Source organism: Desulfobulbus oligotrophicus, assembly GCF_016446285.1.
In the GTDB taxonomy this organism is placed as follows: Bacteria; Desulfobacterota; Desulfobulbia; order Desulfobulbales; family Desulfobulbaceae; genus Desulfobulbus; species Desulfobulbus oligotrophicus.
On sequence record NZ_CP054140.1, the window covers coordinates 63,753 to 90,364 of the forward strand.

Sequence of the window (26,612 nt, forward strand, 5' to 3'; positions counted from 1 at the left end):
CTTGAGAAGATGTTACTGAGCAGAAGATTTCGGGCTGACAATCACTGTTGCCGCCTGTTCTGCAGTCAGATATTCTCGGGCCAGAGCTGTCAGCTCATCTGCCTGAATGGCGGCAAAATCTTCGGAAATAGTCAATGGCCACTGCAGCTGCTGCGGATGACGTCCGGAAAGATTTAAGACCGACTCCAACCAGTATCGATTGTTGCGCTTGATGTCTTTAATTGAGGTCAGAGCAGGTTCCAGGGCCCGATGCAGTTCATCACTGCTGACCCCTTTATCGCCAAGACTTGCCGCAGTATCTTGTATAACCTTGGCAAGGGCACTTGCCTGCTGCGGTGCTACAATCATACTGCTTTTCATCACACCAAAACCCATGTAGGCACGGCTGGGCAGACTGACCACCTGCGGCGCATAGGTTGCCCCCAGGTTCTCCCGAATCTGTTCACGCAACCGATCATCCAGTACGGCCGCCAGCAGGTTGAGTCGTCGTGTACGCCCTATATCCCAGAAATCAGTGCTTCTCCAGGCCACACTGAGCATTGCCTTGTCGGTTGAGCTCGCAACAGACAGGATCTGTTGCTTACCGGCCGGAAACACCGGTTCCGGAACCGATGCCATCTTATTGACCGTCCGTTGATCGTCACTGAAAATCAGTGCCACCTGCCGGATCACCTCCTGCGGATCAACATCGCCGACAACGTTTATCTCCAACGCCTCCCGGCTCAATGCCGGTTCCAGCCACTGCCTGATCTGCGCCAGACGTATCTTCTCAACCTGTTCCCAGGTCGGTAATCCATACTCCTTGCCTGTACCATAGAAAAATCGCTCGGCCTGAACTTGAAAAACACCTTCCACCGAGCTGTTCAACTGATCGTACATACGTCGCAGACTCTCGTGGCTGCGCCGAAAAGATTCAGGAGAAAAAACCGGATCTTGCAGACGATGACGGAGCAACTGCAGCACAGTGGTCAGTTCGTCGCGCAGACCAGAACCGTTAAAGGAAAAACTTTCCGGCCCCACTTTAAATTCCAGCGCGATGTTGGTCCCGGCCAAAGCCTCGGTCAACTGTTCCCTGGTCAGTTTGCCGACCCCGCTCTCACGCATGAATGACTCGGTGACCAGGGCAAGTCCATCCACAGGTTCAGCCAACTTTCCCTTGCCAAACTGAGCCGAAAGCAACAGTTGCTTGGCCTGGAAATTTGTGGATTTAATATTGAGACTGATCCCGTTATTCAACGTCACCTGCTCCACACCGATGGCTGTGTTGTGATGATGACTGATGATTTTTGCGGGTGTGCCAGGCATTTTGAGATAAGGAAAGGGGGCTGGTTGCGAGACCACCCAGGCAGGTACCGGTTTGACCTCATTGGCCTGATAGAGTTCTTCCAACTGCTGTTTGGCCTGGGCAGACGACAAGCCCGGCTCAACCACACCGACCAGCTCCACCAGCCGGCGGGGATGCTTCCACAGTTGCCGGACGGTCTCGTTTACCTCGCTCAAGGTCATTTTCTGCAACGCCGGGCCGTACAGTGCCAACTCCTGAGCCGGGCTGAGAACAACCTCGTCATTGTTGATTTTACGGATAATATCCTCAGCCAGCTGCCTGCTGTCACGGGATGGTGCCGTTTGCACAGCTTTATCCAGAAGAGCTGCGACCTCTTTTTTCCCTCTGACTAATTCGGTTTCGGAAAACCCCTCTTTAAGCACCTGCCGCAGTGCTGTTTGCACCATCGTCACCCCTTCCCTCCACTTATTCTGTTCAACACGGGCTGTCAGGGTGGCATAGCCGTAGCGACGCAGAAAAAATCCGCCATAGGCCCTGGACTGAGCCAAAGGGCTGCCGAGCTGTTGCTCAAGTTGCTGGAGTCGATTGGTCAACAGACTCACCGCAACATACTGGCGCAACTGCTCAAGCTCCCACGCCAGGGTATCCGGGCGCGGTGAATGGTTGAAGACTGTGGTCAATGCCAGGGCGGTGTATCCTAATTCCGGCTCCATAAGAACAAGGGTATCTGTTCCCTCCTCCTTCACCGTCCCCATTTCCGGACAGGGTCCTGTTTCTCCACCAGCTCGTAAACCAGCCATGGCCTGCGTCAACAGGTGGACGGTCTGCTGGGGGTCTATCGCACCGACAACGACCACAATCATGTTCTCAGGCCGGTACCAGCGATCGTAAAAAGCCCGGAGCAGATGGCTATCAGCACTTTGCAGTACCTCTTCCGTGCCGATGGGGTCACGCTGGGCAGCAAGGGTGCCGGCAAAATCAAACCGCAGCTGCTCCTTTGACACCCGCGAGGCCGCTGAGTCACGTGTCCGTTTTTCGGCAAGAATGACTCCGCGCTCCCGTTCAACTTCCTGTTCCAGCAGCAGAGCTCCCCTCGCATAATCTGCCAGCACCTTAAAACCTTCGGCCAACACCTTCGTATCACCCGTCGGTAACAGCAGATTGTAGACAGTTTCACCAAACCCTGTGCGGGCATTGGTATCGCCACCAAACCCCATTCCCTGTGACTGAAAATACTTCACCAGCGTGCCTGGAGGATAATGGGTGGTACCATTGAAAAGCATGTGCTCAAGAAAGTGGGCAACACCCCGCTGCTGTTCAGTTTCATGAAGCGATCCGGCCTGCACATTGAGATACAGCGCCACCCGGTCTCTTGGTTCTCTGTTTGCCATCAGGACATACCGTAAACCATTGGGCAACTGCCCAAAAAGAAGAGCGGGATCAGGCTGCAAATCGCTGTTGTCCTGCGGCCATCCGGAAGAGCCACAGGATCGGGGTGCAGGTGGTGTCACAGCGGCATCTCCGGCCTGCAGCGGCCCCGGCGCATGGACGGCCAGAACACCCCAAAAAATCACCGAAACAAGCGCCAAAACAGTCAGAAAACGTGGAAGCTTCATTGTCGAACCTAAAACATTGGTGTAGAAAATAAAAAAAGTTCTTCAACTATAGTGTGGGATCGGAGGAACAACAAGATGATAATCACCGGAAAACGAGCCCTGGTTCTGGGGGCTTCCCGCAGTATTGGCCGCGCCATAGCCCGCAAGCTTGCCGAGCAGGGAGCGCTTCTGATTCTGCCATGGCTTGACTGGCCCGATTCAGTCGCCACGCTTGAGCAGGAATTTGGCGGGAAGGGTTCGGATAACCTCCTCATGCGTGTCGACGTTCGCAAACCAGAGGAAGTCGCCGGTCTGGCAGCTGCCATTGACAGGCAATACGGAGGGTTGGAGATCCTGATCAACAATATTGAACGTGGTGGTATGCCGATCCTCCATGGTGGGTATCACCGTGAGATCAACCATGAACAGTGGCAGCTGGAAATGGACACCACGCTGCATGCCAAATGGCTCTTATTTGAACATGCCCTGCCCCTGCTCCGCCGCCGTGGCGAAGGCACTGTGGTTAACATCACCTCAATAGCCGGTATTATCGGTCGATCCGGCCCGGCCGGCCTTCTCTTCAACGACGCTTATGCCGCAGCAAACCGTGGTGCAACCCTGCTGACGGAAACCTGGGCACAGCAGGCCGCTCCAACAGTACGAGTCAATGAACTCATGCTGGGACTCATTGACTCCAGACACGGTCCGGGCACCAGGGGATGGGATCTGTTAAGCAGGCAACAGCAGCAGGACCTGCTGACACACACCCTGTTACGGCGAACTGGAACTCCAGAGGAGGTAGCGCAGGCTGTAGTATTCCTGATCCGCGATGCCGACTTTCTGACGGGAGCGGTTATACGAATGGATGGAGGGTATATTTTAGGAGGAGAGTATCCGGCGGCAATGCCTGAAGGATATCTGTAAAAAGATGCCGGCTCAGCTTTCAAGCACCCAGCCCGGAATATGCCGCAAAACGTATTCCGTCACCTTTTCTTTTGCAGCCGCGTCGGCTTCATTCACGCCGACAGCACGCATAACCTCATCAAAATCAAACCAGCACAGTTCTTTATCCTGTACACTGTACACCGTCAGAATTCGATGATCAGGTTCGTCTATATCCTCTTCCTCTTGGATAGCCGCAACTAAACCTACAGCTTCATCGTAAGGCAAAAAGCGGAGTTTATCGTCACTCATCGTCTAATCGGGCCGTGGTGTTGAACGTGATATCTGACATAAAAAACGGTGACCTGCTGTTGCAACAAGCTCACCGTTTTCAGCACAAACAGCTGCGATCAGCTGGGCTTGACCACAGCACCGGAACGGATGCAACGGGTACAGACTTTGACACGAACACTACTGCCGCTGCGCGTCAGCATCCGCACTCTTTGCAGATTCGGCAACCATCGACGACGGGTTTTATTGTTGGCGTGGCTGACATTATTTCCAGTGGCAGGTCCTTTGCCACAGATTTCACAAATACGGGCCATGATTCTATCTCCTCAAAAATAGTCGTTTGGAAGTAACAGCGAATAATAGCCGTCGATCAGCAAAAAGCAAGTTTTTTCCATGAAAAAAACAGTGACCCGGGTTTCCTGCCGCTGTCCTCCACCAGCACTCTCTGCTGTCTCCTGTCAACTAAGCTCAGACAGCAGTCGCTCTCCCCATCCTCTTATCCGGCAGCAGGGCAACATCTGCACATTCTTGTAAAAAATTACTCGCCCATTGACTGGTTTTTGCTATAGTTAACCTTACTGTTGTTTGTTGTCATCGTTTCCACTTCCAAAACAGGCCGCTGATGTCTGTTTACATCGACAAACAGTCATCAGCATCCATACCATCACCCCGCAAGGAAGAACATATGGGCCCAGCCGAATCGTTGACATACGAACTCCTTACCTGGCGGTCAGGCCTTGACATACTTCTGATAAGCTTCGGGCTCTTCTTTCTCTACAGAACCCTTCTCCGTCTGGGCACCTGGAAGATCCTGGCGGGCATCCTGTTGGCGCTTATGGTTTTTATTCTCGCCAATGCGATGAATCTCAAAGGTATTGAGTGGATCTACCACAACGTCAGCAACGTTGCCGTGCTTGGTCTCATTATTATCTTTCAACCGGAACTGCGTAAAATCCTTGAAAAGGCTGTTTCAGTCTCTCCGGGACGGCTCAAGGATCAGGGGACTGACCTCTATGAGATGACCGGCGAAGCACTGGTCAAACTTGCCCAGAAGCATTGCGGTGCAATTCTCGTTTTCCCGGGCAGGGAGCCCATCAGAGACAAGATATCCGGGGGATACGACCTCAACGCCACACCCAGCATCCCCCTGATTTTCAGTATTTTTGACACTAACTCTCCGGGCCATGACGGAGCTGTTATCATAAAAAACGGTAAACTCACGCAGTTCGGAGTTCGCCTCCCCATGTCCCAGTCGACCCGGCTGTCAAACGAACTTGGTACCCGCCATCACGCTGCCATGGGTCTGGCGGAACAGACCGACTCTCTGGTTATGGTGGTTTCCGAAGAGCGGGGCAAGGTCTCCCTCTTTGTCAACGGAGAGATGCGGCCGATGCGCACTGCCAACGAAATCACCGAGGCTCTTATCCAGTATCAGCGGGGAAAGGGTTTTCTCGAACGGAACAGCGTGTTCAAGATTCGCAAAAGAACCATCTTTCAAGCTGTTGTCAGCCTGGTTATCGCTGTCATCTTCTGGTCGAGCCTGACCGTTGCAAAACGTGAAATTGTTGAACGAGTCCTGCCGGTCAGCATCGATTACACCACACCGCCGGAGGATTTAGCGTTGGTGGGAGAAAAACCCAACGAGGTTAAAGTCTATCTATCCGGGCCGAAGTCGGATATTGATAACCTGGCCAACAACCCCCCCAGTATCAAAATCGACCTCTCTAAAATGATCAAGGGTGTGCAAACAATTATCATCACCAGTGAAAATCTGCGACTACCCAAAGGAGTCACCCTGCTGGACACCTCACCCCAGCAGCTCAAACTCTCCCTTGCTGCTGTCGTGGAAAAAAACCTGCCCATCGCACCGCAGATCATCGGAAAATTACCAGGTACACTGAAAATCAAAAAGATTACCGTTACCCCGAACAGCGTCCTGGTCGCTGTCCCGGTCTCAAAAGAAGAAAAAATTCCCACAGAGATACTGACGACTCCTATCTATCTGGAATCCATTTCCACAGACAGCAAACTCTTCTGTAAAATCATTGCCCGGCCGTCCATCCAGCCGGTTAGTAAACGCTGGCCCGACGTGGAAGTCTTCATTGAAGTGAAATAAAGATCCTTGTTTTTTGCATTGCCGCTGTTTTCCCCTGCCCTGTGGCCGACTTTAAACCAAGGCGGAGTGGAAGGACCTACACTGGTTGTGGTGATATCCATGACCGCTCAGTCCGGCAAGGTCCGGTAAAAACGGTCACAAGACTGGAAGCCCCTGTACTTCCGGTCAACAGGGTCGAGAAGATCTTTTCACTTTCGCTTGAACTCCATCACCAATGTGAGTGTCGTGTCAGGGCTGCAGTTTGGCATGGTTTTCCCCACCTTCCGTTTAAGCTCAATCTTTGAGCGACGAAACCATTGCGTGAATTCTTTCCGGCTTATCGTTTCACGGTAGGTCTGACTGCAACCGGATCGATAACTCTCGATGTTGGCCGAACTCCCGAACTCCACAACCGGAACATCAACTCTCAACATCACCCCCCGGGCATCGCTGGTCAGGCTGACTACGCCGGCAGCCCTGCCCGGCGGTATCTCGCTGTCCGGGACCTGCCAGAGGTCGATCTTCTGCCACTGGGTACACTTGGGTGGGGAACCTGCATATTTGGAGCAAACCTGACCACCGAATTTCTCAACATTGATTTCTGTGGACAGGGTCCGAAGGGTATACTCTTCCTGACCCGGAGGGCCGGAGACAATGAGGTTACCAACAAAAGTTTCAAGAATCGTATACGTGAGCTCCTGCCGGACCTTACCGTAAAAGGTCGATGTATTACCGCCTGCCAACAGGAGGTGCCCGGTGACCGGTATCGTCTTTGCTCCTGCTGGTTGTTTCAGCATCCGCAGACTGCTCTCATCATTGACAGCCTGAACCTGCTGATCAATGATCTGAGGCCGCTGAATGACCTTTTTCCCCGGCACACTTTTCTTTCGGCTGGATCCGGCAGGTGCCGCGGCCACCCGGCCACCACTGCTCTCCACTGCTAAACGTGGAGCTTTTTGCTGTTGTGACCTGGTTACCTTTCCAGCTTTTTGCTGTTGCGGTTTAGTTGTCCGGCCGGCTTTTTGCTGCTGTGGTTTGGCTACCTTCCCAGTCTTTTGTTGCTGCAGCTTGACCGACGGTTGTTTTTTACACAGCCTGGCCTGATCTTTACTGAGTTTATTCAGTTCAGTCTGAATGCGAGCGGCAGCTTTTTTGTTGGTTGTTTTTTTCAGCGTTTCCTTGAGTATGCGCACACGGGACTGAACAGCCTCACAGGCGTTCGGGGCGGCATAAACAGGTACAATCGTCCCCTCCCAGAAAAAGATTGACAGCATAAAACAGAACACCCACAAGCCGAATCGGACAACACCCGCTTGCGTCGATGACAGAGTTTTTTTCAAAAACATTGTACCTGGTAGCAATAAAGACATCATAGTGGAAGTTCAGGATCTATTCATGTCGAGGAGGTGACGGCAAGAAATCAACAATACCCGCTGTTGTCAGTTCATCCATTTCTTCGACAGTAAGTCTGATCAGAGAAAGCAGATCTCCACCTCCCTGTCCGACCGACGGGGGCTGGATGCGGAGGGGAAATGAGTGTCCCTGAAGTCGGAGAGGTAACTTTGGCAAGCGGACAACATCGCCGGTCATGGTCGTGGTGCTGACCAGACCGTGGGACTGGTTCAGGTGAGGATCATCCCAAAGATCAATCGGCTGATTAACCGGTGCAAAGGGAATCTGTGCCTGTTCCGCCATGGTGATGAGCTCGTTTTTAGTCAACTGCAGTAATCTGCGTTTCAATTCGGTAAAAAACCAAAGGCCAGCCGCAACCCTTCCCTCATTGGTGGCCAACCTCGGATCTTCCGCCCAATCGGAGAAGCCGAACACTTTGCAAAAGCGCTGCCAATGACGATCTGAAGTGATACCGATAAACACCTGGTGACCATCGCTGGTGCCAAACAACTCATAGACTGCCCAGGTTTTCTCTCGCTCAGGCATTGGCGGTGGAGCATCACCGGTGACACCGGCTCCGGCCATGTGCTGTGCCATAAGAAAGGCAACAGATTCAAAGAGCGTTGCCTGCACCTCCTGCCCCCGGCCGGTTCTCCGGCGTTCAAGCAGGGCGGTGAGAATGCCGATCACTCCGAAACTGCCGCTTAAGATATCAGTGACCGAAGCCCCCGCCCGCATCGGTCTTCCACTGGGACCGGTCATATACGCCAAACCGCCCATCATCTGTACCACCTCATCCAGGGCGAGCCGATGCGCATACGGTCCCGGCATAAATCCTTTCAGCGAACAGAAAATCAGTTGCGGGTTGCGGAGTCGGCAAACCTCCGACCCTATACCGAGGCGCTCAACAGTGCCGGGAGCGAAATTTTCAATAAGTACATCAACCTGTTCAACCAAACGAAGCAGCAGCTCTTTCCCGCGCTCCTGTTTGAGGTCAATGCCAAGACTTTTCTTATTGCGGTTGAAACAGGTAAAAAAACCGGCGCCAAAGCCCTCTAACCAGCGCGTATCGTCTCCTTTTCCCGGCCGTTCGATCTTGTACACCTCAGCGCCCAGATCAGCCAGGATCAAACCACAGGCCGGACCCATGATATTGTGCCCCAATTCAAGCACCCGGATACCGCTCAGCGGTAAACTCTGCACAACTGCATCGGAGTTGTGATCAGACATGATTCTCTCCCGATTGTTAGCCACTGCGGATCACGCTGTCATTGTACCGACTATTCTCCATCAATACCGTGTTGACAACTGCAAACTCACCGGGCCCCAGCCGACATGATTGTTCAGTGGCGGTTTTACCACCACCCTGCTCCACTTTGATCACAGTCGACCAGAGGGTGTCGTGTAAAAACACCGGCTTATACGTACCGTACATGCAGCCGCCGGTCCCCCAATCTGCTGTTGCGCACAACAAATTGCCCCCCGCGAACGCAAAAATCATCCGCCCTGATCCCAACAGAAGACATCCTCTTAATACACATCCTGACCCTTTACCATTCTTCCACGTCAACGAGCTGCTTTTCTTCTGCTGCATACCATCTGACCATGCTCGGCACCAAAGGAATAAAAACAGTGTTCTTCAATAGTTAACACTATAGAGTGGGTACAGATATGTTTAAAAACTTGACAAAAACATTTACCCTTGCTTAGTATCTGAAAAAATCAGGTGAATGTATGCAGTTTTTCAGCAATTTCTTATATAAGAATCAGAAAAGCTATGCGGCCCGGCAGGCTGCATGGCAGAGATCTGTTCTTTTCTTCCGGCGTCAAATTCACGATGCCGGTAAAACTTGAGTACGCAGTAATGTGGGGCAGGTTGTCTCGCATAATTTCTCAGCAGAAGGCACTGCGTACTGATCTTTACTTTAAGTTCTCTCCAGCAAGTCTCAGCCTTCCAGCTGAGATTTTTTGTTTCCACCTCACAATTGTAGTTTTACAGCAAGCCAGGCTCCTTTTTAAGAAAGCACGTTTGCTTATGCTTTTGTTGCTTTTTTCAATGATCCGTCTGTGCTCGCTCATGGGATGTTGCAGCAAGAGCAGGCACCAGCAGCGATTATATCTGCATAAGGTGTATCGCCGGCACTGCACAAGGCAGATAATTGTGGCGGGAAACCCTTTACAATTTTTTATAAAAAATGAGAATTAACCTCTCCTTAACCCCTTTCCAACAGAATCTGGTGGTGAATGCATCCCCCCCTGTCTGTTCTGTTGCCCTGTTTAGATGCTTTGCTTTTACTGGCGGCATAACTTGAATAAACGGGTGCTGCGGGCAGGTTGCCACGCACTATCTCCTGAGCTAAGCCGCTCCCTTCATTTTGTATGGGCCCCGCTTTGCTCCATCGGGGTTGCTCTAATACACCTCCACACAGCGGCACCACAAATTATTTCTATTTTTAGCATGTCAATTGAGATGATTAAAAATAGCTCAAGCTGTCTATTTTTATCCTTTGGGCAGCAATGCCCTCAGAAACACGAAATGAGGCTTCTATGGTTGTAGCAGGAGTTGATGTTGGGTCAGTTGCCGCAAAAAGCGTTGTTTTTGATACCGCACAAAACAAAGTGCTTGCTGGAACGGCTATCCCCACAGGCTGGAACAGCGCAGAGGCTGGAAAACAGGCCCTTTCAATAGTTTGTCAAACAGCACAAATTCCAATGGAATCATTGGCAGCTGTGGTCGGCACTGGTTATGGCAGGGTCTCGCTGCCTTTTGTGACAAAGTCTGTCACCGAAATTACCTGCCACGCTCGCGGCGCTACTTGGCTTTTCCCTGAAACCGGCATCGTGATGGATATCGGAGGGCAAGACAGCAAGGTGATCAGTCTTGGCCCGCAAGGCGAAGTCCAAGATTTTATCATGAATGACAAATGCGCCGCCGGAACCGGCAGATTCTTACAAGTGCTGTCCGGCATTCTTGATATGCCTTTGGAGGAATTAGGAAAGGCTGCCATGGACGGAAAGCCCGTCTCTATTTCCAGCATGTGCGCTGTTTTTGCCGAAACTGAGATTGTCGGTTTGCTGGCCACAGGTACATCACCACAAGATATCGCTGCCGGAGTCTACCTTTCCATTGTTAAGCGCACGTGCGCCCTGGCAAAGCGCATAGCCCCACACGGTGAATGGACTTTTTCCGGCGGGCTGGCCATGAGCCCTGCATTTTGCCATTTGCTTTCTCAAGAGCTGGGGGCGCCTGTTAACGTTGCCCCGGAACCACAGCTCATGGGGGCATTGGGGGCTGCTCTTGTGGCCTCCACCCTGATTAAAAAACAAAGAAGATAATTAAATAACGTTTACCATTTACACTCAAGGAGAAACTCAATGAAATGTGCAAGCTACGAGGCCATAGGCACGGCCTTTGAACAAAATGTTCTACGCCTTAACGAGGCCAAAGCTGCCGGTAAAAAGGTAGTCGGCCAATTTTGCCTCTATACACCTTCAGAAATATCCCTTGCGGCAGGCGCCATTCCTGTTTCACTGTGCGGCACAAAAAATGATTCTATCCCGGCTGCCGAAGAATTTCTGCCTCGCGCTTTGTGCCCGTTGATAAAAAGCAGCTTTGGCTTTGGAGTAAAAGACAGTTGCGCTTACCTTGCCGCCTCAGACCTGGTTGTGGCGGACACAACGTGTGACGGCAAGAAAAAGATGTATGAACTATTCGATTTTAAGCCACTTTTCATGCTGCAACTACCGCAAATTCAAGATGATGATGCGCTGGCTTATTGGCGCAAGCAGTTTCAAAAGCTTGTAGAGCACTTAGAAAAAACGTTTAACGTAACCATCACTGAAGAAAAATTGAAACAAGCCATCAGGCTTATGAACCGTGAAAGGCTGGCCCTAAAAGCAGTGATGGATTTAGCACAGCGCAAACCTTCGCCCATAACTGGGCAAGAAATGGTAGAAATTTATTTTAAAACATCTTTCTTCCCCGATAAGGAAGTGGGCATTAAAATGCTGCAAAACCTCGCCGACGAACTTGGCGCCATGGATATAGAAACCGAGACGGGAAAAGAAAGTGCACCGCGCATTCTCATCACCGGGGTGCCGATAGGGGTAGGTTCACATAAGGTTGTTAAACTGGTAGAAGAATGTGGCGGGGCGGTTGTGTGCCTTGATAACTGCTCTGGCTACAAAAAAACTCGAATGCTGGTTGATGAAAATGCCGAGCCTCTATCCGCCCTTGCCGAACGTTACCTGCAAGTGCCGTGCGCTGTAATGTCGCCAAATCCCTTCCGCTATGATGCCATAACAGAAATGGTGAAGGACTTTTCTGTAGATGCTGTGCTGGATTTAACTTGGCAAGGGTGCCAAACGTATACGGTTGAGTCTTCATCACTAAAAAAATATGTGCAAAACTCCCTTAAACTTCCATTTTTGCAAATTGAAACCGATTATTCTGAAACAGACACTGAGCAGCTGAAAGTGCGTATCGAAGCCTTTCTCGAAATGCTCTAAAAAGAAGGCCTCACGGCGAGAGTTCTACATTATAAAAAAAACACTCGCTCATATCTTGCCTGGTGTCCTGTTTGGTTCATGTCATCTTTTAATTTTCAAGGGACTTCTGAAGCTATATGCCAGAATTGCGAGGCCAGAAGAAGGAAGACCGCGCCTGAAATCCCTGAAATTGCATGACTGAATGAACCGTACGAGACACCAGGGTCATACTGTGGCACCATCGTCATTCCGCGCGTAGTCGCGGAATGACTGGTATCCTGTTTGGTTCATATCGTCCTTTAATTTTCAAGGAACTTCTGAAGCTATATGCCAGAATTGCGAGGCCAGAAGAGGGAAGACCGCCCCTAAAACCCTTGAAATTGTATGACTGAACGAGCCGTACGAGACACCAGGGTCATACTGTGGCACCATCGTCATTCCGCGCGTAGTCGCGGAATCCATACAATCCAGACTCAAATCTTTCCGATCCGGATTATTTTTCTCACAAAGCAATTTTCCAGGCTCTCTTTCTGTTTCTGATTTTTTTCTCCGACTCAATAACAGCATGGATATCTTCTTCAGATTCGTGCCAAACCAGCCGATTACCAGTATATTCGCGCTGAAGCTTTCAGTGTGCGCTTTCTTTTCCCGTCTCGGTTTCTATATCCATGGCGCCAAGTTCGTTGATGAGGCTGTGCAGCATATTAAAACCCGCAGACCGACTCAACCTCTCTGGCCTGGCCCCAAAAAATCTTTAAATCTTCCCCCGATAGACAGGGAAACAAATGCCTGTCACTAACGTATAAAGTGATATAATCAAATGGAGCTGGTCAATTGCATGACCTGATCATATCGCAACCCCGGAAGGTAACCAAAAACGATATGTAAAGCCTTCTGATTTTCACAGCGATATTGCTTGCTAATAACAGACCAACAGGTAATTTTACCGGGATTGCTTTCTTGGTTTGTATACGACCGACATTTAAAAACGACCAATTACCAGGGGAGCCCCACATGCGCTGTTTCCGCCTCACCTTTCTCTTTTTACTCCTCGCCCTACCGTCTACCTGTTTTTCCTGGCCTGCCAAAGTCGTTGCCGTTACTGATGGTGATACCATCATTGTTCTTCACAATGGTCGGCACAAAGAAATCCGACTGTACGGGATTGATTGCCCTGAAAAAGAGCAAAGATACGGCCGGCAGGCAAGGGCTCTAACCGCTGCTCTGGTTGCCGGCAGGAATGTCGATATCAAGCAGAAGGATACTGATCAGTACAAGCGGATTGTGGGCTTAGTGAAGGTCGATGGCCAAAATCTCAGCGAGCTGATTGTACAGAACGGCTATGCATGGGTGTACACGAAACACTGCAAAGAGAAGTTCTGCTCTGATTGGAAGAAGTCTGAAAGAGTTGCCAGGCGGCAGAAGAAAGGGATGTGGTCTGATTCGGTTGTTGTGCCACCTTGGGAATGGCGAGCAGCACAGAGAGAAGGAAGGCAAGAGCAGGAAGCGGCGCCGGTGATTATTATTGGTGGCAACAAACCTGTCAGTGCCGGTTCATCGGGTAAACCAACCCTCATTGATGCCGTAATCAGCTTCTGCCAGGGCAACAAATCTGTCAGTGCCGGTTCATCGGGTAAACAGTACCGGTGTGACGGCAGAACGTACTGCTCGCAGATGACATCATGTGATGAGGCGAAGTTCTTCTTAAAAAATTGTCCGGGTACCAAGATGGACGGGGATAATGATGGGGTACCCTGTGAGAGACAATGGTGTAGGTGATGGTTGGATGATCGAGTTGAATGGTCAACGCTTGTTGAAAAAGTGTTGACCGATTTCAGCTACCCATTTGTAGTGAAGTGCAATCCGACCTCTATTCAATTATATTTAGACGTTGTGGCCTCAGAATGCCCAACAATATTATTTGCGGAAGATTAACTGATGGATTTCGAAGAATATGAGCGCGCAGGACGAGCGGAGTACGCGGATTTTGCAGCAACGGTTGCCGCAATCCTCACAGCTGCAATCAACGCTGAAGAAGGTTATCGGTTGCAGCAAGTTAAAGGCCGTGCAAAGCAACCTGATTCTTTAAACAAGAAACTCCTGCTGCGTGACATTGATACTAGCACGACGCTTGAAGATAACATCAAGGATCTCGCCGGATGCCGAGTCATCTTCTACACCAACAGCGACGTCACGCGGTTCATTAACTCAGAAATCATCGATCAGAATTTTGAGGTGTCGGAGGTGAAACTCCACCACCCGCGGCAAGAAACTGAAGATGCTACCGAACTCTACATTTCCAATCATTACATTGTGAAGCTTCGTCCCGACCGGGCGGCTTTGCCGGAGTATGCTCGCTTTATTGGAATGCGCTGCGAGATTCAGATCCAGACGATTCTGAATCATGCCTGGGCGGAAATGGCACACGACACTATCTACAAAACCCCAGAACTTGGCGATTTCGGCGGCAAGGCCTTCGAGGGCATCAAGAGTCGGCTGCAAAAGGTCGCGCGCAAGTATCTTCTGCCCGCAGGCTACGAATTCCAAAAAATCGCCAGCGATTTTCAGCGACTCGTCGAAGGCAAGGCCCTGTTTGATGGAGACGCCCTTGAAGCCATTGTCGAGGCAGCGGACAACAACGTGCGTGCCGACGCGCTTGAGACATTTGCTGAAAACGTCCTGCCGCTGTATGACGATCCGCATGCGATTTACCATGACGTCGTCGACCGATTGCTCGTTGCGGCCAATCGTGCCCGCGTGACGCCACCCGTCACGATAGAAACACCCTACGGTGCGTTGCCGGCCAAGACTTATGGTGACATTCTCAATGCCGTTGCGGACATCCTGATGCGTTATCGCTATCTCGATTTCGATATCACGTTTGACGCACTCTGCAAACTCTTCAGTTGGTCCGAAAATGAGGATGATCGGAAGCGGCTGACCAAACTGGGCAAGGCTCTTGCCAAGCACGAATTGCAAATTTGGCGTGAACAGGGTCCGATTGCTCAGGCACTCGTGGTCGAGCGGATCGAAAAGTTTAGTGCTGATGAGCGCCGCGAGTTGGAAAAATTGCTTACCGAGATGCTGCGAGAAGTGCTCGAAACTGAAGTCAGCGGCTCCACCAGCAGTTCCAACGCAGTGACATTGCATCGCGGGGTTGTGGTGGCTTCCGACGCGCTTCGTACCGTACGAACAAGAGCGATTGATCTGTTGAAAAATCAGTTTGCCCTTGCCGAAAGCGACAAGTCCTATCGAGCGATCCTTCAAGCGCTTCAAGCCGCGACACAGCCACCCTTTAGTGCCGAGTACAGCAAAGAATTGGCGCTGCAGGTTATGGAGAACACGCACACTATCATGGAATTCCAGACCCAGATCGTTCCAAGGCTGAGTTATAAGCTCCTGCAATCTACCGAGCATTGGGTCAATCTATGTTACTGGCGTCACATGACATTGCCGGAATCGATGTGCAGCGATCCAAAACTTGCCGCTGCTCGGGATCAGATAGAGGCAGCTGCACTCGCATTCCGTGATAGGGCGAACTCCAACCCTGACTTCGTGATCTACAAGATACTCGTCGGTTACAACTCCGTGTTTCCGCCTGCCTGGCAGGACAAGGAATTCCGTTACAACCAGATGAAAATTTACCGCAACGAACAGGTCGATCTTCTTCTGGCGTCGGTCAATGAGGATAGCGCTGACGCTTGGTTCGAGAGGATCAGCCATTACGCACAGACCGAATCCGACGATGCAGCGACCTTTCCGACCTTCGGCAATTTTTTTGAACGGCTCGCTGAGGCGCAGCCTGCCATCGTGTTTAGCTATGTTGACCGGATGGAAGCACCGCTTGCAAATTTTCTGCCTGGCATGCTGCTAGGGTTGATGCGAAGTGGCATGCGAGACCAAGCACGCCAGCTGATTGATGCTTGGCTCGATTCCGGACAGCATGTGGGGCGGATTGCATGGTATCTTAGTTTTGCCAATCCATTTGACGAAGCGATGCTACGCCATGCCCTCGACAGCGCCATCAAGCAGGATGACCGGTTTGCCTTGCGAAATGTACTGGTCGCCGCCGTCAGCCAATTCGAAAAACATCCTGGGATACTCATAGACGAGGTGTTCATTCCCGCGCTTCGTCACCTCAAGGCTGCAGGGGATGACAGCTGGGTTCGGATGCCCTGGTTTTCATGGCTTGACAGCCCAATCATCCGAGCACTTGACGAAGAAGCAGCATCAGTTGTGCTTGACGCACTGGTTTCCTATCCCCAACTTGAAGATAGCGCCGAGCATATTGTAGCCGCCATTGCAGAAAGATGGCCGGCAAGCGTCGTTACTTTCATCGGTAATCGTCTAGCCTTTGCTCAAACAGAAAACGCGCCAACGCGCTACAATGCTGTGCCGTTTGCGGTACATGAACTTCAGGCACCGCTTGCAGCAATTCCTGATCTCCTGCTGGAAGGCGCGCGCAAGTGGTATGACGCATACCCGGATTCTTTCATCTATGACGGGGGAAAACTGCTTGCGTCGGTTTTCCCTGATCTGTCGAATGGCCTAGAAGAACGCCTTTCTGCTATCGCTGTCGATGGCGACCAAGACGATTATGTATTCGTGTTCAGCGTGCTGTCTGCCTTCGAAGGTAAGCCATGCGTGTATGGGCTCGTACGGGCGGTCGTTGCGGAACTCGACTCCGAGAACGTTCTGCTGGCTGAGGCGCGATCGGTGTTACGGGAGATGGGCGTTGTGTGTGGTCAGTTCGGCTTAGTGGCACTATACACCAAGCGTAAAAAATTGATCGAGGCGTGGCTTGATGATCCTAACGAGAATGTTCGGTGCTTCGCAGCTGATTATATTCGCGAGCTCGAGAGCAGGATAGCGGAAGAGAATCGATCGGCTGAGGCATCGTTAGCGCTGCGCAAGCTTGAATACGGTGAAGAATTGGATGGTAAAGAGCAGGGTTAAGTCATTTTTCATGACGAGTCTGTAGCGCTGGTAAGCTCTACGTTAAAAGTCACGATACCTCCTGTATATCTTGATGAACAACATACTGCCCCAGGGCAATTTATTTTTGAAGAGGAAGAAATGAAAACAAAGCTGCATATCTACCTTGTCCTTTTTTTTATATCGGCAGGTGTCATCATAGTTTATGCTAATATCTCTGGAGAGTTTGGAATTTTTTCAGAATGGAGGAATTTTATTGTAAATGCATACATTGCTGCAAGTGCACTCTATTTTTCTTTTACATTCGAAACCCTCAGAAGAAACCTTCACAAAACGAACCCCTGATAACGCCACAGTTCATTATCATTCCTCCTTGCGTTGGTTGTAATGGTTCTCTCACTGGTATATTGATACCGAGTAAAACAACGAAGGACGCTTTTGGCCTCACTGGCCTGGCCCCCAAAAAATCTTTAACAGCCCCCGGATAGACAGGGAAACAAATTTCTGTCACTAACCTATAAAGTGGTTAGAGTGACATAACTAAATGGGGCAGGTAGTTGGTACACTACTACTATAAATCTTCTCAGGAGGGTCTGATGAAAGAGCGCAGTGTTCATAAAACTGTAAGAGGTAAACGCGCCATTGACGGTGCTGGCGTGCATCTGGTCCGGGTTATCGGTTACCGCACTGTAAAAGATTTTGACCCTTTCCTCATGCTGGATGCCTTTGATTCAACAAACCCGGATGATTATATCGCAGGCTTTCCTTTTCACCCGCACCGCGGCATAGAAACTGTTACCTACCTGGTAAAAGGTAGTATGGAACACCAGGATAGCCTGGGCAATAAAGGTGTTATTGTTGATGGTTCCTGCCAGTGGATGACCGCCGGAAGCGGCATTATGCACCAGGAAATGCCACAGGCTTCCGAGCACATGCTGGGTCTGCAACTTTGGATTAACCTGCCGGCTAAAAACAAAATGGCTACGCCAAAATATCGCGACCTGACCAGTGAAAATATTCCGGCCGTGCAAGAAAACGGCGCGGTGGTGCGGGTACTGTCCGGCACTTATAAAGATACGCCCGGCGCCATGCAGGCCGACTATGTACAGGCTTCGTACTTTGATATTGAGCTTGAGCCAAACGCCGGCCTAAGCGTAAACACCAGGGCCGGCGAAACAGTGTTTTTTTATATTATGACCGGCTCAACATCGGTAGCCGGCGCTGAGCAGCTTGCAGCCAAGCAGGCCGTACTGCTTGACGATGGTGACGTGGTTCATTTTAAAGCCGGGGCAGAAGGCGCCCGCCTGATGCTGCTCATGGGCGCGCCGCTAAAAGAGCCTGTGGCCTGGGGCGGCCCCATTGTGATGAACACTGATGATGAATTGCGCACAGCCTCTTTTGAACTGGAGAATAATACCTTTATTAAAGAAAGAGGTGCGTGAACCGAAGGCTGCTGATCTTGTAAATCTTGTCTGATGCAGCTGCAATTTGCAGTGCTGGTTGGACTGGCTTTTACTCTAGAAAATCCGCAACCTTGCTCGTCGTTTATTGCTGGTGTCCTGTATGGTTAGTGCAGTCAGGCAACTTCAAGGGTTGCAGGCGCAGTCTTCCTTCTTCTGACCTCGCAATTCTGCCATATGGCTTCAGAAGTTCCTGGTTATTCCGCGACTGTCATGGAGTCCATGTTGGCCTATCAAGGATGATAGATTCTGCGACTACGGCCGCTGCGCGTCCTTGCGCAGAATGACCGTTGCAGGGTGACAGGGTGATGTTTGAGTCAGATTGGGGTCATTCCGCGCGTAGTCGCGGAATCCAGTTGAATGCAGGAACGCCATATGGAAGCTGAACACGCTCCCCACATCTAGCCAGCAAACGAAATGGAATGCTCTACACCACCGGGAGTGACCAGTAATCTGGAACGCCGTATGCATGAACATAAAAACCAAGGCACACACTGAAAGCTTCAGCGCAAAATATACTGTTCATATGCCGGCTTGGTACAAATCTGGAGAAGATATCCATGCTGCCATTGAGTTGGAGAAAAAATTAAAAACAGAAAGAGAACCTGGATTGTATGGATTCCGCGACTATCATGGAGTCCACATTTGGCCTATCAAGGATGATGGATTCTGCGACTACGGCCGCTGCGCGTCCTTGCGCAGAATGACCGTTGCAGGGTGACAGGGTGATGTTTGAGTCAGATTGGGGTCATTCCGCGCGTAGTCGCGGAATCCAGTTGAATACAGAGGAACACCATATGGAAGATAAACACACCTCCACATCTAGCCAGCAAACGAAATGGAACGCTTTACACCGGGGTGACCAATAATCTGGAACGCCGTATGTATGAACATAAAAATCAAGGCACACACTGAAAGCTTCAGCGCAAAATATACTGTTCATATGCCGGCTTGGTACAAATCTGGAGAAGATATCCATGCTGCCATTGAGTTGGAGAAAAAATTAAAAACAGAAGGAGAGCTTGGATTGTATGGATTCCGCGACTATCGCGCGGAATGACGATGGAGCCACAGTATGATCCTGGTGTCCTGTGTGGTTCGTTCAATCAGGCAATTTCAAGGGTTGCAGGCGCAGCCTTCCTTCTTCTGACCTTGTAATTCTGACATATGGCTTCAGAAGTTCCTTGAAATTAAAGGACAACATGAACCAAGCAGGACACCAGCTGCTTGAGTACAGCTTGCAAATGCGGGTTGACGGTCAGTGTAGCTCGTATTTGTACGTTCTGAACTTCTTTTTGCGTGAATATCCTTTACAAATAAGCACATGGCAAGCGCCAATCCTCCAGGGGCTGGTGCTTGCTTTTTTATTTGTCCTTAAATTTTGTAAAAGCACTGCCCCAGACAAAATACTGCCCGACTAAAAAAGGAAAGCCGTCACACCGATCAGACCACCTTCCTTTTTGATAGAGCAGTGAAGCTTAACGGGCAAATCCTCCGATCGGCGTCATATACGTGCCGCCAAAGCCCTTCAATGCCTCTTTAAGACTGCTTGCTGGATTGCCATAGACAACAAATGCGGTGGCATTACCAAGAGCCATCAGCCTGGCGGCAAACTTTTCATTGAATGTTTTCAGATGGGTTAAAGCAGAATCAGAGTCTGTATACCTTTCATAAATGTGGCAGATCGTTTGATTCTCATTCAGAGTCCATTCATACGCCAAAGTACCGGACTCGTTTGCTGTTGATTCAACCAGCTCGGGCATCAATGCCTTCAAATCATCAGAGCTACCCTTTGTCAGGGTTAATTCAAATATCCATGATACGTTGTTACTCATTGCTCAGTTCCTCCTGCAAATAAGTTAGTATTCATCGAACCTATCAATCAAAGTTCATTAAAAAATTCAATAATCTCTCCGGCAACTCCAATCACAAAGGCAAAACATACAGGATATGGCTTTTCCGAAGGAATAAACACCGGCCCCGACTCCTGCAGCACTGCAAGCCCCTGCTTACGGCAAGCTGCTACACAGGCATCGACATCATCTGTGGCTAGTGCAATATGATCAACCTGCCCGGGCCTGCGCCCTGGTTCAGCATCAGCAAAGAGTTCCAGCAACCCACTGCCGGTATCAATCATACACACAGCATACCGCCCGTTTCCCCAGCTCCTGACCCGGCGCATACCCAATATATCGCAGTAAAACGATGCGGTACGGTTCATTTCGTCTTCACCCACACAGCGCAGCGCTGTATGATGAATCCCCTTAATCAGGCTCATGTAGTTCCTCCTGCCTTAAAGATGATCGCGGCGGAACGTTTGGCGAAAGGCTTCATCATCCATGGTATCAATGCTGTGCTGCAAGCGTTTGAGCATGGTTTCTTTCTCATCCCGCAGCAGACCGGCAATCTTTGTCGAATCAAGGGAATGCGCCGCCCATAAATAGGTGTCCGGAAGATCCAACAGTTCGATAAAGTGTTTTTGGGCCATTAATACTTCCGATTCCGGTGCCGCTTCAAAGATGCCGTTCTTTACATCCTGCTCCAGTTTTGTTCCGGGGAATACCGCCATTGTGGTGAGTATCACCATATCCGGCTTTATGGCATTCTCCAGCTCTGCGGTCTCCTCTGCTTCCTGCAAAAGCTTTCCCTTGCCTGCTGCTCCGGGCATGAGCATATCACGATGACGGATGCCGGCTGCATTGAGCCTTAGGCACTGCGTTTTCGCCTCTTCTGCGGTATTGCCCTTGTTCAGAAAGGCAAGAGCTTCTTCTGAACCGGTTTCAATGCCCACATAGAGATCATTAACCCCCAGATCAGCCAATTGTTTCAGGTACTCATCCGTCTTACTTGTGATGTTCCGCACGGCGGCATACATCGTAATCACCCGGACGTTTGGACAATACGTACGAATCAGATTGATTATGGGTTCCAACTTGCCTGCGGACAGTGCAAAGGGATCCGCCCCCACAAGATAAACGCGTTCCAAATGGTCCATAAATCGTTTGTTGTATTTTTGGGCCTTGCTGAGAAATTCCTCGATGTCGGCGAGCGGCAGCGTCCGAAAACGTACACCCTCGTACATATTACAAAAACGACAACTGTTGTGCGTGCATCCTTCTGTCACCGGAATCAGAAAAGTCTCTGCTTCCATCGGTGGCCGGTACACGGTGCCATTGTATTCCATATCAGTTCTCCTGTTCTATCGCTGTGACTGCAACTCTTTGCGCACGCGTTTTTTGTGTTGTCTTTATAGACTCATGACCCGCTTGCGGAACCCATCCAACCCCCCTTCTTTGGCAATGTCGATTTGCTCCTGCAGGAGTTCAAGCATATTTTGCTTGTCCTCCGGCAGCTTTCCTCTGATCGGCACAGGGATGGTCACATGCTCGGCCTTGAATACGGTGTCGATATCCAGGCAGCGGATAAACTCATACATTTCTTCCAAACGTTCCACCTCGGTCGCTTCCGCAAAGAGTCCTTTTTGTTTGTCTTTGGAAAGCGGTGTGTCAGGGAACAGGGTCAGTTCAGAGGCGTAGACCAGCGTTGGATGAAGCTGATTGATGACCTTTGCGGATTCTCTCGCATGGCTCAGGCCGTAATTGTAACCGCCAAGCCCGCCTAAAAAATTGACAATGTATTTCATGCCGGCTTCATCCAGCTTGGAGAGCTGTTCCACAACAACCTCTGCTTTATAGCCTTTGTTCATTCTTTCCAAGAGCTTGTCGTCACCGGATTCATTGCCGAAGTAAAAATTGCTATAACCAACCTCGGCTAATCGGCGCAGCTGCTCCACGGTCTTGTTTCTGACGTTATCAACACGCGCATACCCACCGATGCTCTCTACGGACGGCAGGTATTGATGAATCAGCTCGGCAACCTGCATTAACTTGTTGTACGGCAGAATAAAGGGATCCGCTCCCTGCAGAAAAATTCTTTGAAATTTCCACCCCCTGTCTCTGATCTCCTTGATGTCCTCTTCGATTTCTTCCATTGGCGAGACTGCAAAAGGCGCATCCTTATAGAAGGTGCAGAACTTGCACGAAGCATGGGAACACCCCGAAGTCACCTGTAAAAACCCATCCATTGCTTCATACGGCGGACGATTGATGCCACTTGAAAAATGCATGTGATACACTCCTTACATATTGACATATCGATATTTGTAGATATGTCATGTCTAAAAAAAGAACAGGTTGCCCTGTCCATCTCCTGGAATAACTGTTCAGATAGTTCTACCGCGTTGTCGTCCTATACCTCCATTTTAATGTGCTCGATCAGCGCCTGTATCGTTTCTTCATTGCGACGGTAATAGGTCCATTTCCCGTGCCGTTCAGCCGTTACCAGCCGTGCCCTGAGCATGATATCCAGATAATGCGAAACCGTGGATTGAGAGACCCCCGCCTTTTCCTGTATGCTGCCGACACAAACGCCTCCTTTGAGTTCGACTGTGTCTGCCAGATGCTCCCCTTGCGGCGGAAAGCACTCATCCGGTGTTTTGAGCCATTTCAGGATACTCAGTCTCGTTTCGTTGGACAGTGCTTTGAAAATTTCGATTAACTGTTTTTCGTTGATCATGGCTTTATCATATCTATAATTACCGATATGTCAATATGTCTTTTAAATTTATTTTTTGCACAGCGCTACACCCAAAAAATAGGATCCAGTGGTCATGCTGAATAATCTGGTGAAATAAACGCCTTCAAATAAAGAACCACGTGGTTTCTATGTCATGAAGCAGCTTTTGATAAATAAAAAGATCCTCTTCCTTGAATACGCCCCTGATGGTGACTGTCGGTTTCTTTTTGATATTCCCTGACCGTCTTTACCGCAATTGCCGCTGCTCTTTGATTCGGAAAACGAAGTTCATCCGTGCTGATACAGCACAAGGCGATTGTATTCAACCGCTTTCTGGCCTGCCGGTTCCAGACAGGGACGATAACAGGCTGCCGGTAGCCTGCAAGCCTGTCCCTGAACCTTTCCCTATTCCCCGGACAGACAGGGAAACAAATTCCTGCCACTAACGTATAAAGATAACAAAATGGGGATGGTCACACATTGCTCTGTCGCCGGTTCCGTTGTACTATAAAAAGAAACTTTGTATCGATTCATCTGCCAACAGGATTCCAGCTACAACCCGACGAAATTTGCTGATAGGTTACCCTGTATGAACTGTGTTTTTCTCTCACCGCATTTTCCATCCCAATACTATCATTTCTGCCGCCAGCTCAAGTTGGCCGGTGCCAATGTCCTGGGTATCGGTGACGCCCCGTATGACAACCTGCTCCCTGAGGTTCGCGAATCGCTCACCGAGTATTACCGGGTGGAAAGGATGGACAACTACGACGAACTGCTCCGGGCCTGCGGTCATTTCACCCATCGCTTCGGTAAGATCGACCGGATCGACAGTCTTAACGAATACTGGTTGTCCACCGAAGCACGACTGCGAGACGACTTTAACATCTTTGGGGTGCGGTCGGCAGACATCGGCATGATCCGGCACAAATCGCAGATGAAGGAAAAATTCCGGGAGGCCGGGATACCGGTGGCTGCAGGTCGAGTGGTTCAAGACCTGGAAGACGCCCGGCGTCTCCTTGCTGAAACAGGTTATCCGGTGGTGGCCAAACCGGATGCCGGAGTCGGTGCACTCAATACGTTCCGTCTTGATACAGACAGTGATCTCGTTCACTTTTTTACCGTCAAACCGCCGGACGAGTACATCATCGAATCCTTTGTCAAGGGGACGATCGTCTCCTTTGACGGACTCTGCGACACTGCCGGTAAACCCATCTTTTCAACGTCCCACGTGTTCAGCCAGGGTATCATGGAGACCGTCAACGAGGCTCGCCATATCGCCTACTACTCGTTGCGTGAAATACCACCCGCTCTTGAAGATGCCGGGTTGCGCTGCCTGCAGGCCTTTCAGGTGCGGGAACGTTTCTTTCACATCGAATTCTTTCAAACCGGTGGCGATGAGTTCACCGCCCTGGAGGTCAACATGCGCCCCCCGGGCGGCTTTACCACCGATATGTTCAACTACGCCTGTGATATCGACATCTACCGTATCTGGGCCGAACTCCTTGTCCACAACCGGACCGACATCACGTTTGCAAGGAAATATCACTGCTGTTACGCCAGCCGAAAGCATGGCCTGCCCTATCTGTACAGCCATGAGCAGATTGTAGATCGGTACAACGACGCCATCTGCAGGATTGATCAGGTTCCCGGTGTTTTTGCCAGCGCCCTGGGCGATATAGGCTATATTTTCCGTACACCGGACTTTGCTCAGTTACAGGAAATCATCACCTTCATCCATCAGACCACGAACGAGGAGACATCCCATGCATATTGAAGAGCACCGTTGGTTCAGCACCAATCTCCAGCGGGACATGGCTTTTAAAGTCTATGGCCATTGGGGGATGCCGATTCTGGTCTTTCCCTGTTCGCTTGGTCGTTATTACGATTATGAAGGCATGGGCATGATCGATGCCATTGCTGATTTTATCTACGAAGGCAAGATAAAGCTCTTCTGTGTCGACAGTGTTGATGCCGAATCCTGGTACAATTTCTCTGCACCTCCAGCCGATCGCAATGCCCGTCATGAAGCCTATGACGCTTACATTGTTAAGGAGATGGTTCCCTACATCCGCCAACACTGCAGCCAGAAAGATATCCGGGTGATGGCCAACGGTTGCAGTATGGGTGCCTACCATGCGGTCAACACCTTCCTCAAACATCCGGATCTCTTTGCCGGCACCATTGCCCTCAGCGGTCTGTATCGGCTGGACCACACAGAATTCGGCCTCCACAGCGGCAACATTGCGGATATTTACTTCAACTCTCCGCTCCACTATCTCTCTGACCTGAATGACTCCTGGTATCTCAACTGGTACCGACGCAGTGATATTATTGTCTGTGTCGGCCAGGGAGCCTGGGAAGCCGAAGCACTCGATGATACCCGTCAGCTCGCACAGATACTGCGTGACAAGCGTATTCCCGCCTGGGTGGATTTTTGGGGAGAGGATGTCAGTCATGACTGGCCATGGTGGTACCAGCAGATGCAGTACTTTTTAGACCATCTCTACAATAAAGAGGCATAACTCCATTCCGGCAACAAACAGGCGCAACTATCTGAAAACACAAGGTATCATAAATTTTTACCGACCCGGACAGAACAGGCGTTGTGTACCACACCATCTGAAACAGCCGAACCGGCATCACGGCAGTCAGGTTGCATCGCTCCGACACGACGATATTCCCACCGTGCGTGTTTTTTCCTGTCACCATGAAAGGCCTACCGTTTCGATCGATCCTTAAACGTCATCTTGTCGATATCGATCCCACCCTTCTGCCCACCGGTTTTGATCGGACAGGAGATATCGTGGTGGTGGTAATCCGGCCGGAATTATTCCCGTACGAACATGCAATCGGTGTGGTGCTTCTCGACCTCCACCCATCCATCCGAGTGGTGGCAAAACGCAGCGGCCGATACCGTGGTGAATACCGTCTCTCACCGTTCCAGGTGATCGCGGGTGAAAATCGACTCACCACTGTTCATCGGGAAAACGGCATCCTCATGCATCTTGACCTTGCTCAAGTCTACTTTTCCACACGACTGGCTCATGAACGGGCTCGAATTGCCGCTCTTGCCTGTTGTGGTGAACGAATAGCTGTCCTTGGTTCCGGGGCAGGTCCATTCACGTTGATCATCGGTTGTCACAGCAGGGCAGCTGAAGTTATCGGGATCGAGAAGAATCCGATTGCCCACAACTATGCCGTATGGAACCAGCAGAGTAACCGATGTGCGTCTCGTGTTCGTTTTCTGGAAGGCGACGCTGCTGCAGTCCTGCCGGCTTTGCCGCCGGGCTTTGATCGGATTCTCATTGCTCTGCCTCAGGGCGGAGAAGCTTTACTTGCCGCCGCTGCATATGCCCTGCGCCCCGGCGGTACCCTCCATTTTTACACCATGCAGCCCAAAGACGGCCTTGATGCTGTCCGCGCAAACATTGCAACTGTCTTTCACAATCAGGGGCGCAGTCCCCGATTTATGAACACAGCCATCTGCGGCCACTGCAGCCCGACAATATACCGTTTTTGCCTGGATGTGCTGATGGACCAGGCGGTTTGATCGACCTTTTTTATCATCCTCCTTTCATTGCGGTTCCCGGCCGCTTGTGCTATCCTCGCGCCAC

24 protein-coding genes are annotated in these 26,612 nt (G+C 50.5%); 12 read left to right on the top strand and 12 right to left on the bottom strand.

Annotation, left to right across the window (positions count from 1 at the left end; translation table 11 throughout):
- Positions 1 to 12: 12 nt before the first annotated feature.
- Entirely contained in the window at positions 13 to 2,901 is a 2,889-nt protein-coding gene (locus HP555_RS00280) for a M16 family metallopeptidase (RefSeq protein WP_199263238.1), read from the bottom strand.
- A 75-nt stretch (positions 2,902 to 2,976) separates the two neighbouring features.
- Here HP555_RS00280 and HP555_RS00285 point away from each other — a divergent pair, with 75 nt between their 5' ends.
- On the top strand, positions 2,977 to 3,804 hold the full coding sequence (locus HP555_RS00285) for an SDR family NAD(P)-dependent oxidoreductase (RefSeq protein WP_199263239.1): 828 nt from the start codon (positions 2,977 to 2,979) through the stop codon (positions 3,802 to 3,804).
- Between the two features lie 12 nt (positions 3,805 to 3,816).
- Here HP555_RS00285 and HP555_RS00290 read toward each other — a convergent pair whose 3' ends face one another.
- Both HP555_RS00290 and rpmB read right to left on the bottom strand, forming a co-directional pair.
- Positions 3,817 to 4,074 (bottom strand): hypothetical protein, encoded by a 258-nt coding sequence (locus HP555_RS00290; protein ID WP_199263240.1) that lies wholly within the window; start codon positions 4,072 to 4,074, stop codon positions 3,817 to 3,819.
- 98 nt (positions 4,075 to 4,172) lie between these two features.
- On the bottom strand, positions 4,173 to 4,367 hold the full coding sequence (rpmB, locus tag HP555_RS00295; protein WP_199263241.1) for a 50S ribosomal protein L28: 195 nt from the start codon (positions 4,365 to 4,367) through the stop codon (positions 4,173 to 4,175).
- A 308-nt stretch (positions 4,368 to 4,675) separates the two neighbouring features.
- Here rpmB and HP555_RS00300 point away from each other — a divergent pair, with 308 nt between their 5' ends.
- The gene (locus HP555_RS00300) at positions 4,676 to 6,169 is read left to right on the top strand and encodes a diadenylate cyclase (RefSeq protein ID WP_233249211.1); all 1,494 of its coding nucleotides are present in this window, start codon (positions 4,676 to 4,678) and stop codon (positions 6,167 to 6,169) included.
- A 188-nt stretch (positions 6,170 to 6,357) separates the two neighbouring features.
- Here the strand turns inward: HP555_RS00300 and HP555_RS00305 are convergent, their stop codons facing one another.
- The 3 genes from HP555_RS00305 to HP555_RS00315 form a co-directional block, all read right to left on the bottom strand.
- Positions 6,358 to 7,422 (bottom strand): hypothetical protein, encoded by a 1,065-nt coding sequence (locus HP555_RS00305; RefSeq protein WP_199263242.1) that lies wholly within the window; start codon positions 7,420 to 7,422, stop codon positions 6,358 to 6,360.
- A gap of 115 nt (positions 7,423 to 7,537) precedes the next feature.
- A complete protein-coding gene (locus HP555_RS00310) occupies positions 7,538 to 8,770 on the bottom strand; it encodes a CaiB/BaiF CoA transferase family protein (RefSeq protein WP_199263243.1) in 1,233 nt (410 codons plus the stop codon).
- 16 nt (positions 8,771 to 8,786) lie between these two features.
- Positions 8,787 to 8,975 (bottom strand): hypothetical protein, encoded by a 189-nt coding sequence (locus tag HP555_RS00315; protein ID WP_199263244.1) that lies wholly within the window; start codon positions 8,973 to 8,975, stop codon positions 8,787 to 8,789.
- 1,112 nt (positions 8,976 to 10,087) lie between these two features.
- Here HP555_RS00315 and HP555_RS00320 point away from each other — a divergent pair.
- The 7 genes from HP555_RS00320 (at position 10,088) to HP555_RS14315 (ending at position 19,338) form a co-directional block, all read left to right on the top strand.
- Positions 10,088 to 10,876, top strand: coding sequence for an acyl-CoA dehydratase activase (locus HP555_RS00320; RefSeq protein WP_408639855.1), 789 nt, complete (start codon positions 10,088 to 10,090; stop codon positions 10,874 to 10,876).
- 39 nt (positions 10,877 to 10,915) lie between these two features.
- Positions 10,916 to 12,049, top strand: coding sequence for a double-cubane-cluster-containing anaerobic reductase (locus tag HP555_RS00325; protein ID WP_199263246.1), 1,134 nt, complete (start codon positions 10,916 to 10,918; stop codon positions 12,047 to 12,049).
- Between the two features lie 993 nt (positions 12,050 to 13,042).
- Positions 13,043 to 13,807 carry a thermonuclease family protein gene (locus HP555_RS00330; RefSeq protein WP_199264450.1) on the top strand — a complete coding sequence of 255 codons (765 nt, stop codon included), beginning with the start codon at positions 13,043 to 13,045 and terminating at the stop codon, positions 13,805 to 13,807.
- Positions 13,808 to 13,966: 159 nt separating this feature from the next.
- Positions 13,967 to 16,984: a RelA/SpoT domain-containing protein gene (locus HP555_RS00335; RefSeq protein ID WP_199263247.1), complete on the top strand. Its 3,018-nt coding sequence runs from the start codon at positions 13,967 to 13,969 to the stop codon at positions 16,982 to 16,984.
- 575 nt (positions 16,985 to 17,559) lie between these two features.
- Positions 17,560 to 18,405 carry a pirin family protein gene (locus HP555_RS00340; RefSeq protein ID WP_199263248.1) on the top strand — a complete coding sequence of 282 codons (846 nt, stop codon included), beginning with the start codon at positions 17,560 to 17,562 and terminating at the stop codon, positions 18,403 to 18,405.
- Between the two features lie 487 nt (positions 18,406 to 18,892).
- A complete protein-coding gene (locus HP555_RS00345) occupies positions 18,893 to 19,144 on the top strand; it encodes a GIY-YIG nuclease family protein (protein WP_199263249.1) in 252 nt (83 codons plus the stop codon).
- Between the two features lie 137 nt (positions 19,145 to 19,281).
- The gene (locus tag HP555_RS14315) at positions 19,282 to 19,338 is read left to right on the top strand and encodes a hypothetical protein (protein WP_408639856.1); all 57 of its coding nucleotides are present in this window, start codon (positions 19,282 to 19,284) and stop codon (positions 19,336 to 19,338) included.
- Between the two features lie 563 nt (positions 19,339 to 19,901).
- On the opposite strand, the gene HP555_RS00360 is transcribed toward HP555_RS14315, so the two are convergent.
- From HP555_RS00360 to HP555_RS00385, 6 genes are all read right to left on the bottom strand, one after another.
- On the bottom strand, positions 19,902 to 20,258 hold the full coding sequence (locus HP555_RS00360; protein WP_199263251.1) for a putative quinol monooxygenase: 357 nt from the start codon (positions 20,256 to 20,258) through the stop codon (positions 19,902 to 19,904).
- 47 nt (positions 20,259 to 20,305) lie between these two features.
- Positions 20,306 to 20,701 carry a VOC family protein gene (locus HP555_RS00365; protein ID WP_199263252.1) on the bottom strand — a complete coding sequence of 132 codons (396 nt, stop codon included), beginning with the start codon at positions 20,699 to 20,701 and terminating at the stop codon, positions 20,306 to 20,308.
- Between the two features lie 15 nt (positions 20,702 to 20,716).
- Positions 20,717 to 21,607, bottom strand: a complete 891-nt coding sequence (locus HP555_RS00370) for a radical SAM protein (protein ID WP_199263253.1) — start codon at positions 21,605 to 21,607, stop codon at positions 20,717 to 20,719.
- Positions 21,608 to 21,670: 63 nt separating this feature from the next.
- Positions 21,671 to 22,549, bottom strand: a complete 879-nt coding sequence (locus tag HP555_RS00375; protein WP_199263254.1) for a radical SAM protein — start codon at positions 22,547 to 22,549, stop codon at positions 21,671 to 21,673.
- Between the two features lie 122 nt (positions 22,550 to 22,671).
- Positions 22,672 to 22,998 carry an ArsR/SmtB family transcription factor gene (locus HP555_RS00380; RefSeq protein WP_199263255.1) on the bottom strand — a complete coding sequence of 109 codons (327 nt, stop codon included), beginning with the start codon at positions 22,996 to 22,998 and terminating at the stop codon, positions 22,672 to 22,674.
- Positions 22,999 to 23,150: 152 nt separating this feature from the next.
- Positions 23,151 to 23,324: a hypothetical protein gene (locus HP555_RS00385; protein WP_199263256.1), complete on the bottom strand. Its 174-nt coding sequence runs from the start codon at positions 23,322 to 23,324 to the stop codon at positions 23,151 to 23,153.
- 263 nt (positions 23,325 to 23,587) lie between these two features.
- On the opposite strand from HP555_RS00385, the gene HP555_RS00390 reads away from it, so the two are divergent.
- From HP555_RS00390 to HP555_RS00400, 3 genes are all read left to right on the top strand, one after another.
- Positions 23,588 to 24,772, top strand: a complete 1,185-nt coding sequence (locus HP555_RS00390; protein WP_199263257.1) for an ATP-grasp domain-containing protein — start codon at positions 23,588 to 23,590, stop codon at positions 24,770 to 24,772.
- The gene (locus tag HP555_RS00395; RefSeq protein ID WP_199263258.1) at positions 24,762 to 25,520 is read left to right on the top strand and encodes an esterase family protein; all 759 of its coding nucleotides are present in this window, start codon (positions 24,762 to 24,764) and stop codon (positions 25,518 to 25,520) included. The genes HP555_RS00390 and HP555_RS00395 overlap by 11 nt, the downstream gene beginning before the upstream one ends.
- Positions 25,521 to 25,705: 185 nt before the next feature.
- On the top strand, positions 25,706 to 26,548 hold the full coding sequence (locus HP555_RS00400; RefSeq protein WP_199263259.1) for a class I SAM-dependent methyltransferase: 843 nt from the start codon (positions 25,706 to 25,708) through the stop codon (positions 26,546 to 26,548).
- Positions 26,549 to 26,612: the final 64 nt, after the last annotated feature.

What these genes read in the sequence shown, in the direction of transcription:
- HP555_RS00390 (WP_199263257.1), top strand. Translation starts at nt 23,588, where the DNA reads ATGAACTGTGTTTTTCTCTCACCGCATTTTCCATCCCAATACTATCAT.
- HP555_RS00320 (WP_408639855.1), top strand. Translation starts at nt 10,088, where the DNA reads ATGGTTGTAGCAGGAGTTGATGTTGGGTCAGTTGCCGCAAAAAGCGTT.
- HP555_RS00300 (WP_233249211.1), top strand. Translation starts at nt 4,676, where the DNA reads ATGTCTGTTTACATCGACAAACAGTCATCAGCATCCATACCATCACCC.
- HP555_RS00360 (WP_199263251.1), bottom strand. Translation starts at nt 20,258, where the DNA reads ATGAGTAACAACGTATCATGGATATTTGAATTAACCCTGACAAAGGGT.
- HP555_RS00325 (WP_199263246.1), top strand. Translation starts at nt 10,916, where the DNA reads ATGAAATGTGCAAGCTACGAGGCCATAGGCACGGCCTTTGAACAAAAT.
- HP555_RS00305 (WP_199263242.1), bottom strand. Translation starts at nt 7,422, where the DNA reads ATGCTGTCAATCTTTTTCTGGGAGGGGACGATTGTACCTGTTTATGCC.
- HP555_RS00310 (WP_199263243.1), bottom strand. Translation starts at nt 8,770, where the DNA reads ATGTCTGATCACAACTCCGATGCAGTTGTGCAGAGTTTACCGCTGAGC.
- HP555_RS00335 (WP_199263247.1), top strand. Translation starts at nt 13,967, where the DNA reads ATGGATTTCGAAGAATATGAGCGCGCAGGACGAGCGGAGTACGCGGAT.
- HP555_RS00345 (WP_199263249.1), top strand. Translation starts at nt 18,893, where the DNA reads ATGAACATAAAAACCAAGGCACACACTGAAAGCTTCAGCGCAAAATAT.
- HP555_RS00330 (WP_199264450.1), top strand. Translation starts at nt 13,043, where the DNA reads ATGCGCTGTTTCCGCCTCACCTTTCTCTTTTTACTCCTCGCCCTACCG.
- HP555_RS00395 (WP_199263258.1), top strand. Translation starts at nt 24,762, where the DNA reads ATGCATATTGAAGAGCACCGTTGGTTCAGCACCAATCTCCAGCGGGAC.
- HP555_RS00280 (WP_199263238.1), bottom strand. Translation starts at nt 2,901, where the DNA reads ATGAAGCTTCCACGTTTTCTGACTGTTTTGGCGCTTGTTTCGGTGATT.
- HP555_RS00370 (WP_199263253.1), bottom strand. Translation starts at nt 21,607, where the DNA reads ATGGAATACAATGGCACCGTGTACCGGCCACCGATGGAAGCAGAGACT.
- HP555_RS00375 (WP_199263254.1), bottom strand. Translation starts at nt 22,549, where the DNA reads ATGCATTTTTCAAGTGGCATCAATCGTCCGCCGTATGAAGCAATGGAT.
- HP555_RS00285 (WP_199263239.1), top strand. Translation starts at nt 2,977, where the DNA reads ATGATAATCACCGGAAAACGAGCCCTGGTTCTGGGGGCTTCCCGCAGT.
- HP555_RS00380 (WP_199263255.1), bottom strand. Translation starts at nt 22,998, where the DNA reads ATGATCAACGAAAAACAGTTAATCGAAATTTTCAAAGCACTGTCCAAC.
- HP555_RS00340 (WP_199263248.1), top strand. Translation starts at nt 17,560, where the DNA reads ATGAAAGAGCGCAGTGTTCATAAAACTGTAAGAGGTAAACGCGCCATT.
- HP555_RS00315 (WP_199263244.1), bottom strand. Translation starts at nt 8,975, where the DNA reads ATGTACGGTACGTATAAGCCGGTGTTTTTACACGACACCCTCTGGTCG.
- HP555_RS00290 (WP_199263240.1), bottom strand. Translation starts at nt 4,074, where the DNA reads ATGAGTGACGATAAACTCCGCTTTTTGCCTTACGATGAAGCTGTAGGT.
- rpmB (WP_199263241.1), bottom strand. Translation starts at nt 4,367, where the DNA reads ATGGCCCGTATTTGTGAAATCTGTGGCAAAGGACCTGCCACTGGAAAT.
- HP555_RS00365 (WP_199263252.1), bottom strand. Translation starts at nt 20,701, where the DNA reads ATGAGCCTGATTAAGGGGATTCATCATACAGCGCTGCGCTGTGTGGGT.
- HP555_RS00400 (WP_199263259.1), top strand. Translation starts at nt 25,706, where the DNA reads ATGAAAGGCCTACCGTTTCGATCGATCCTTAAACGTCATCTTGTCGAT.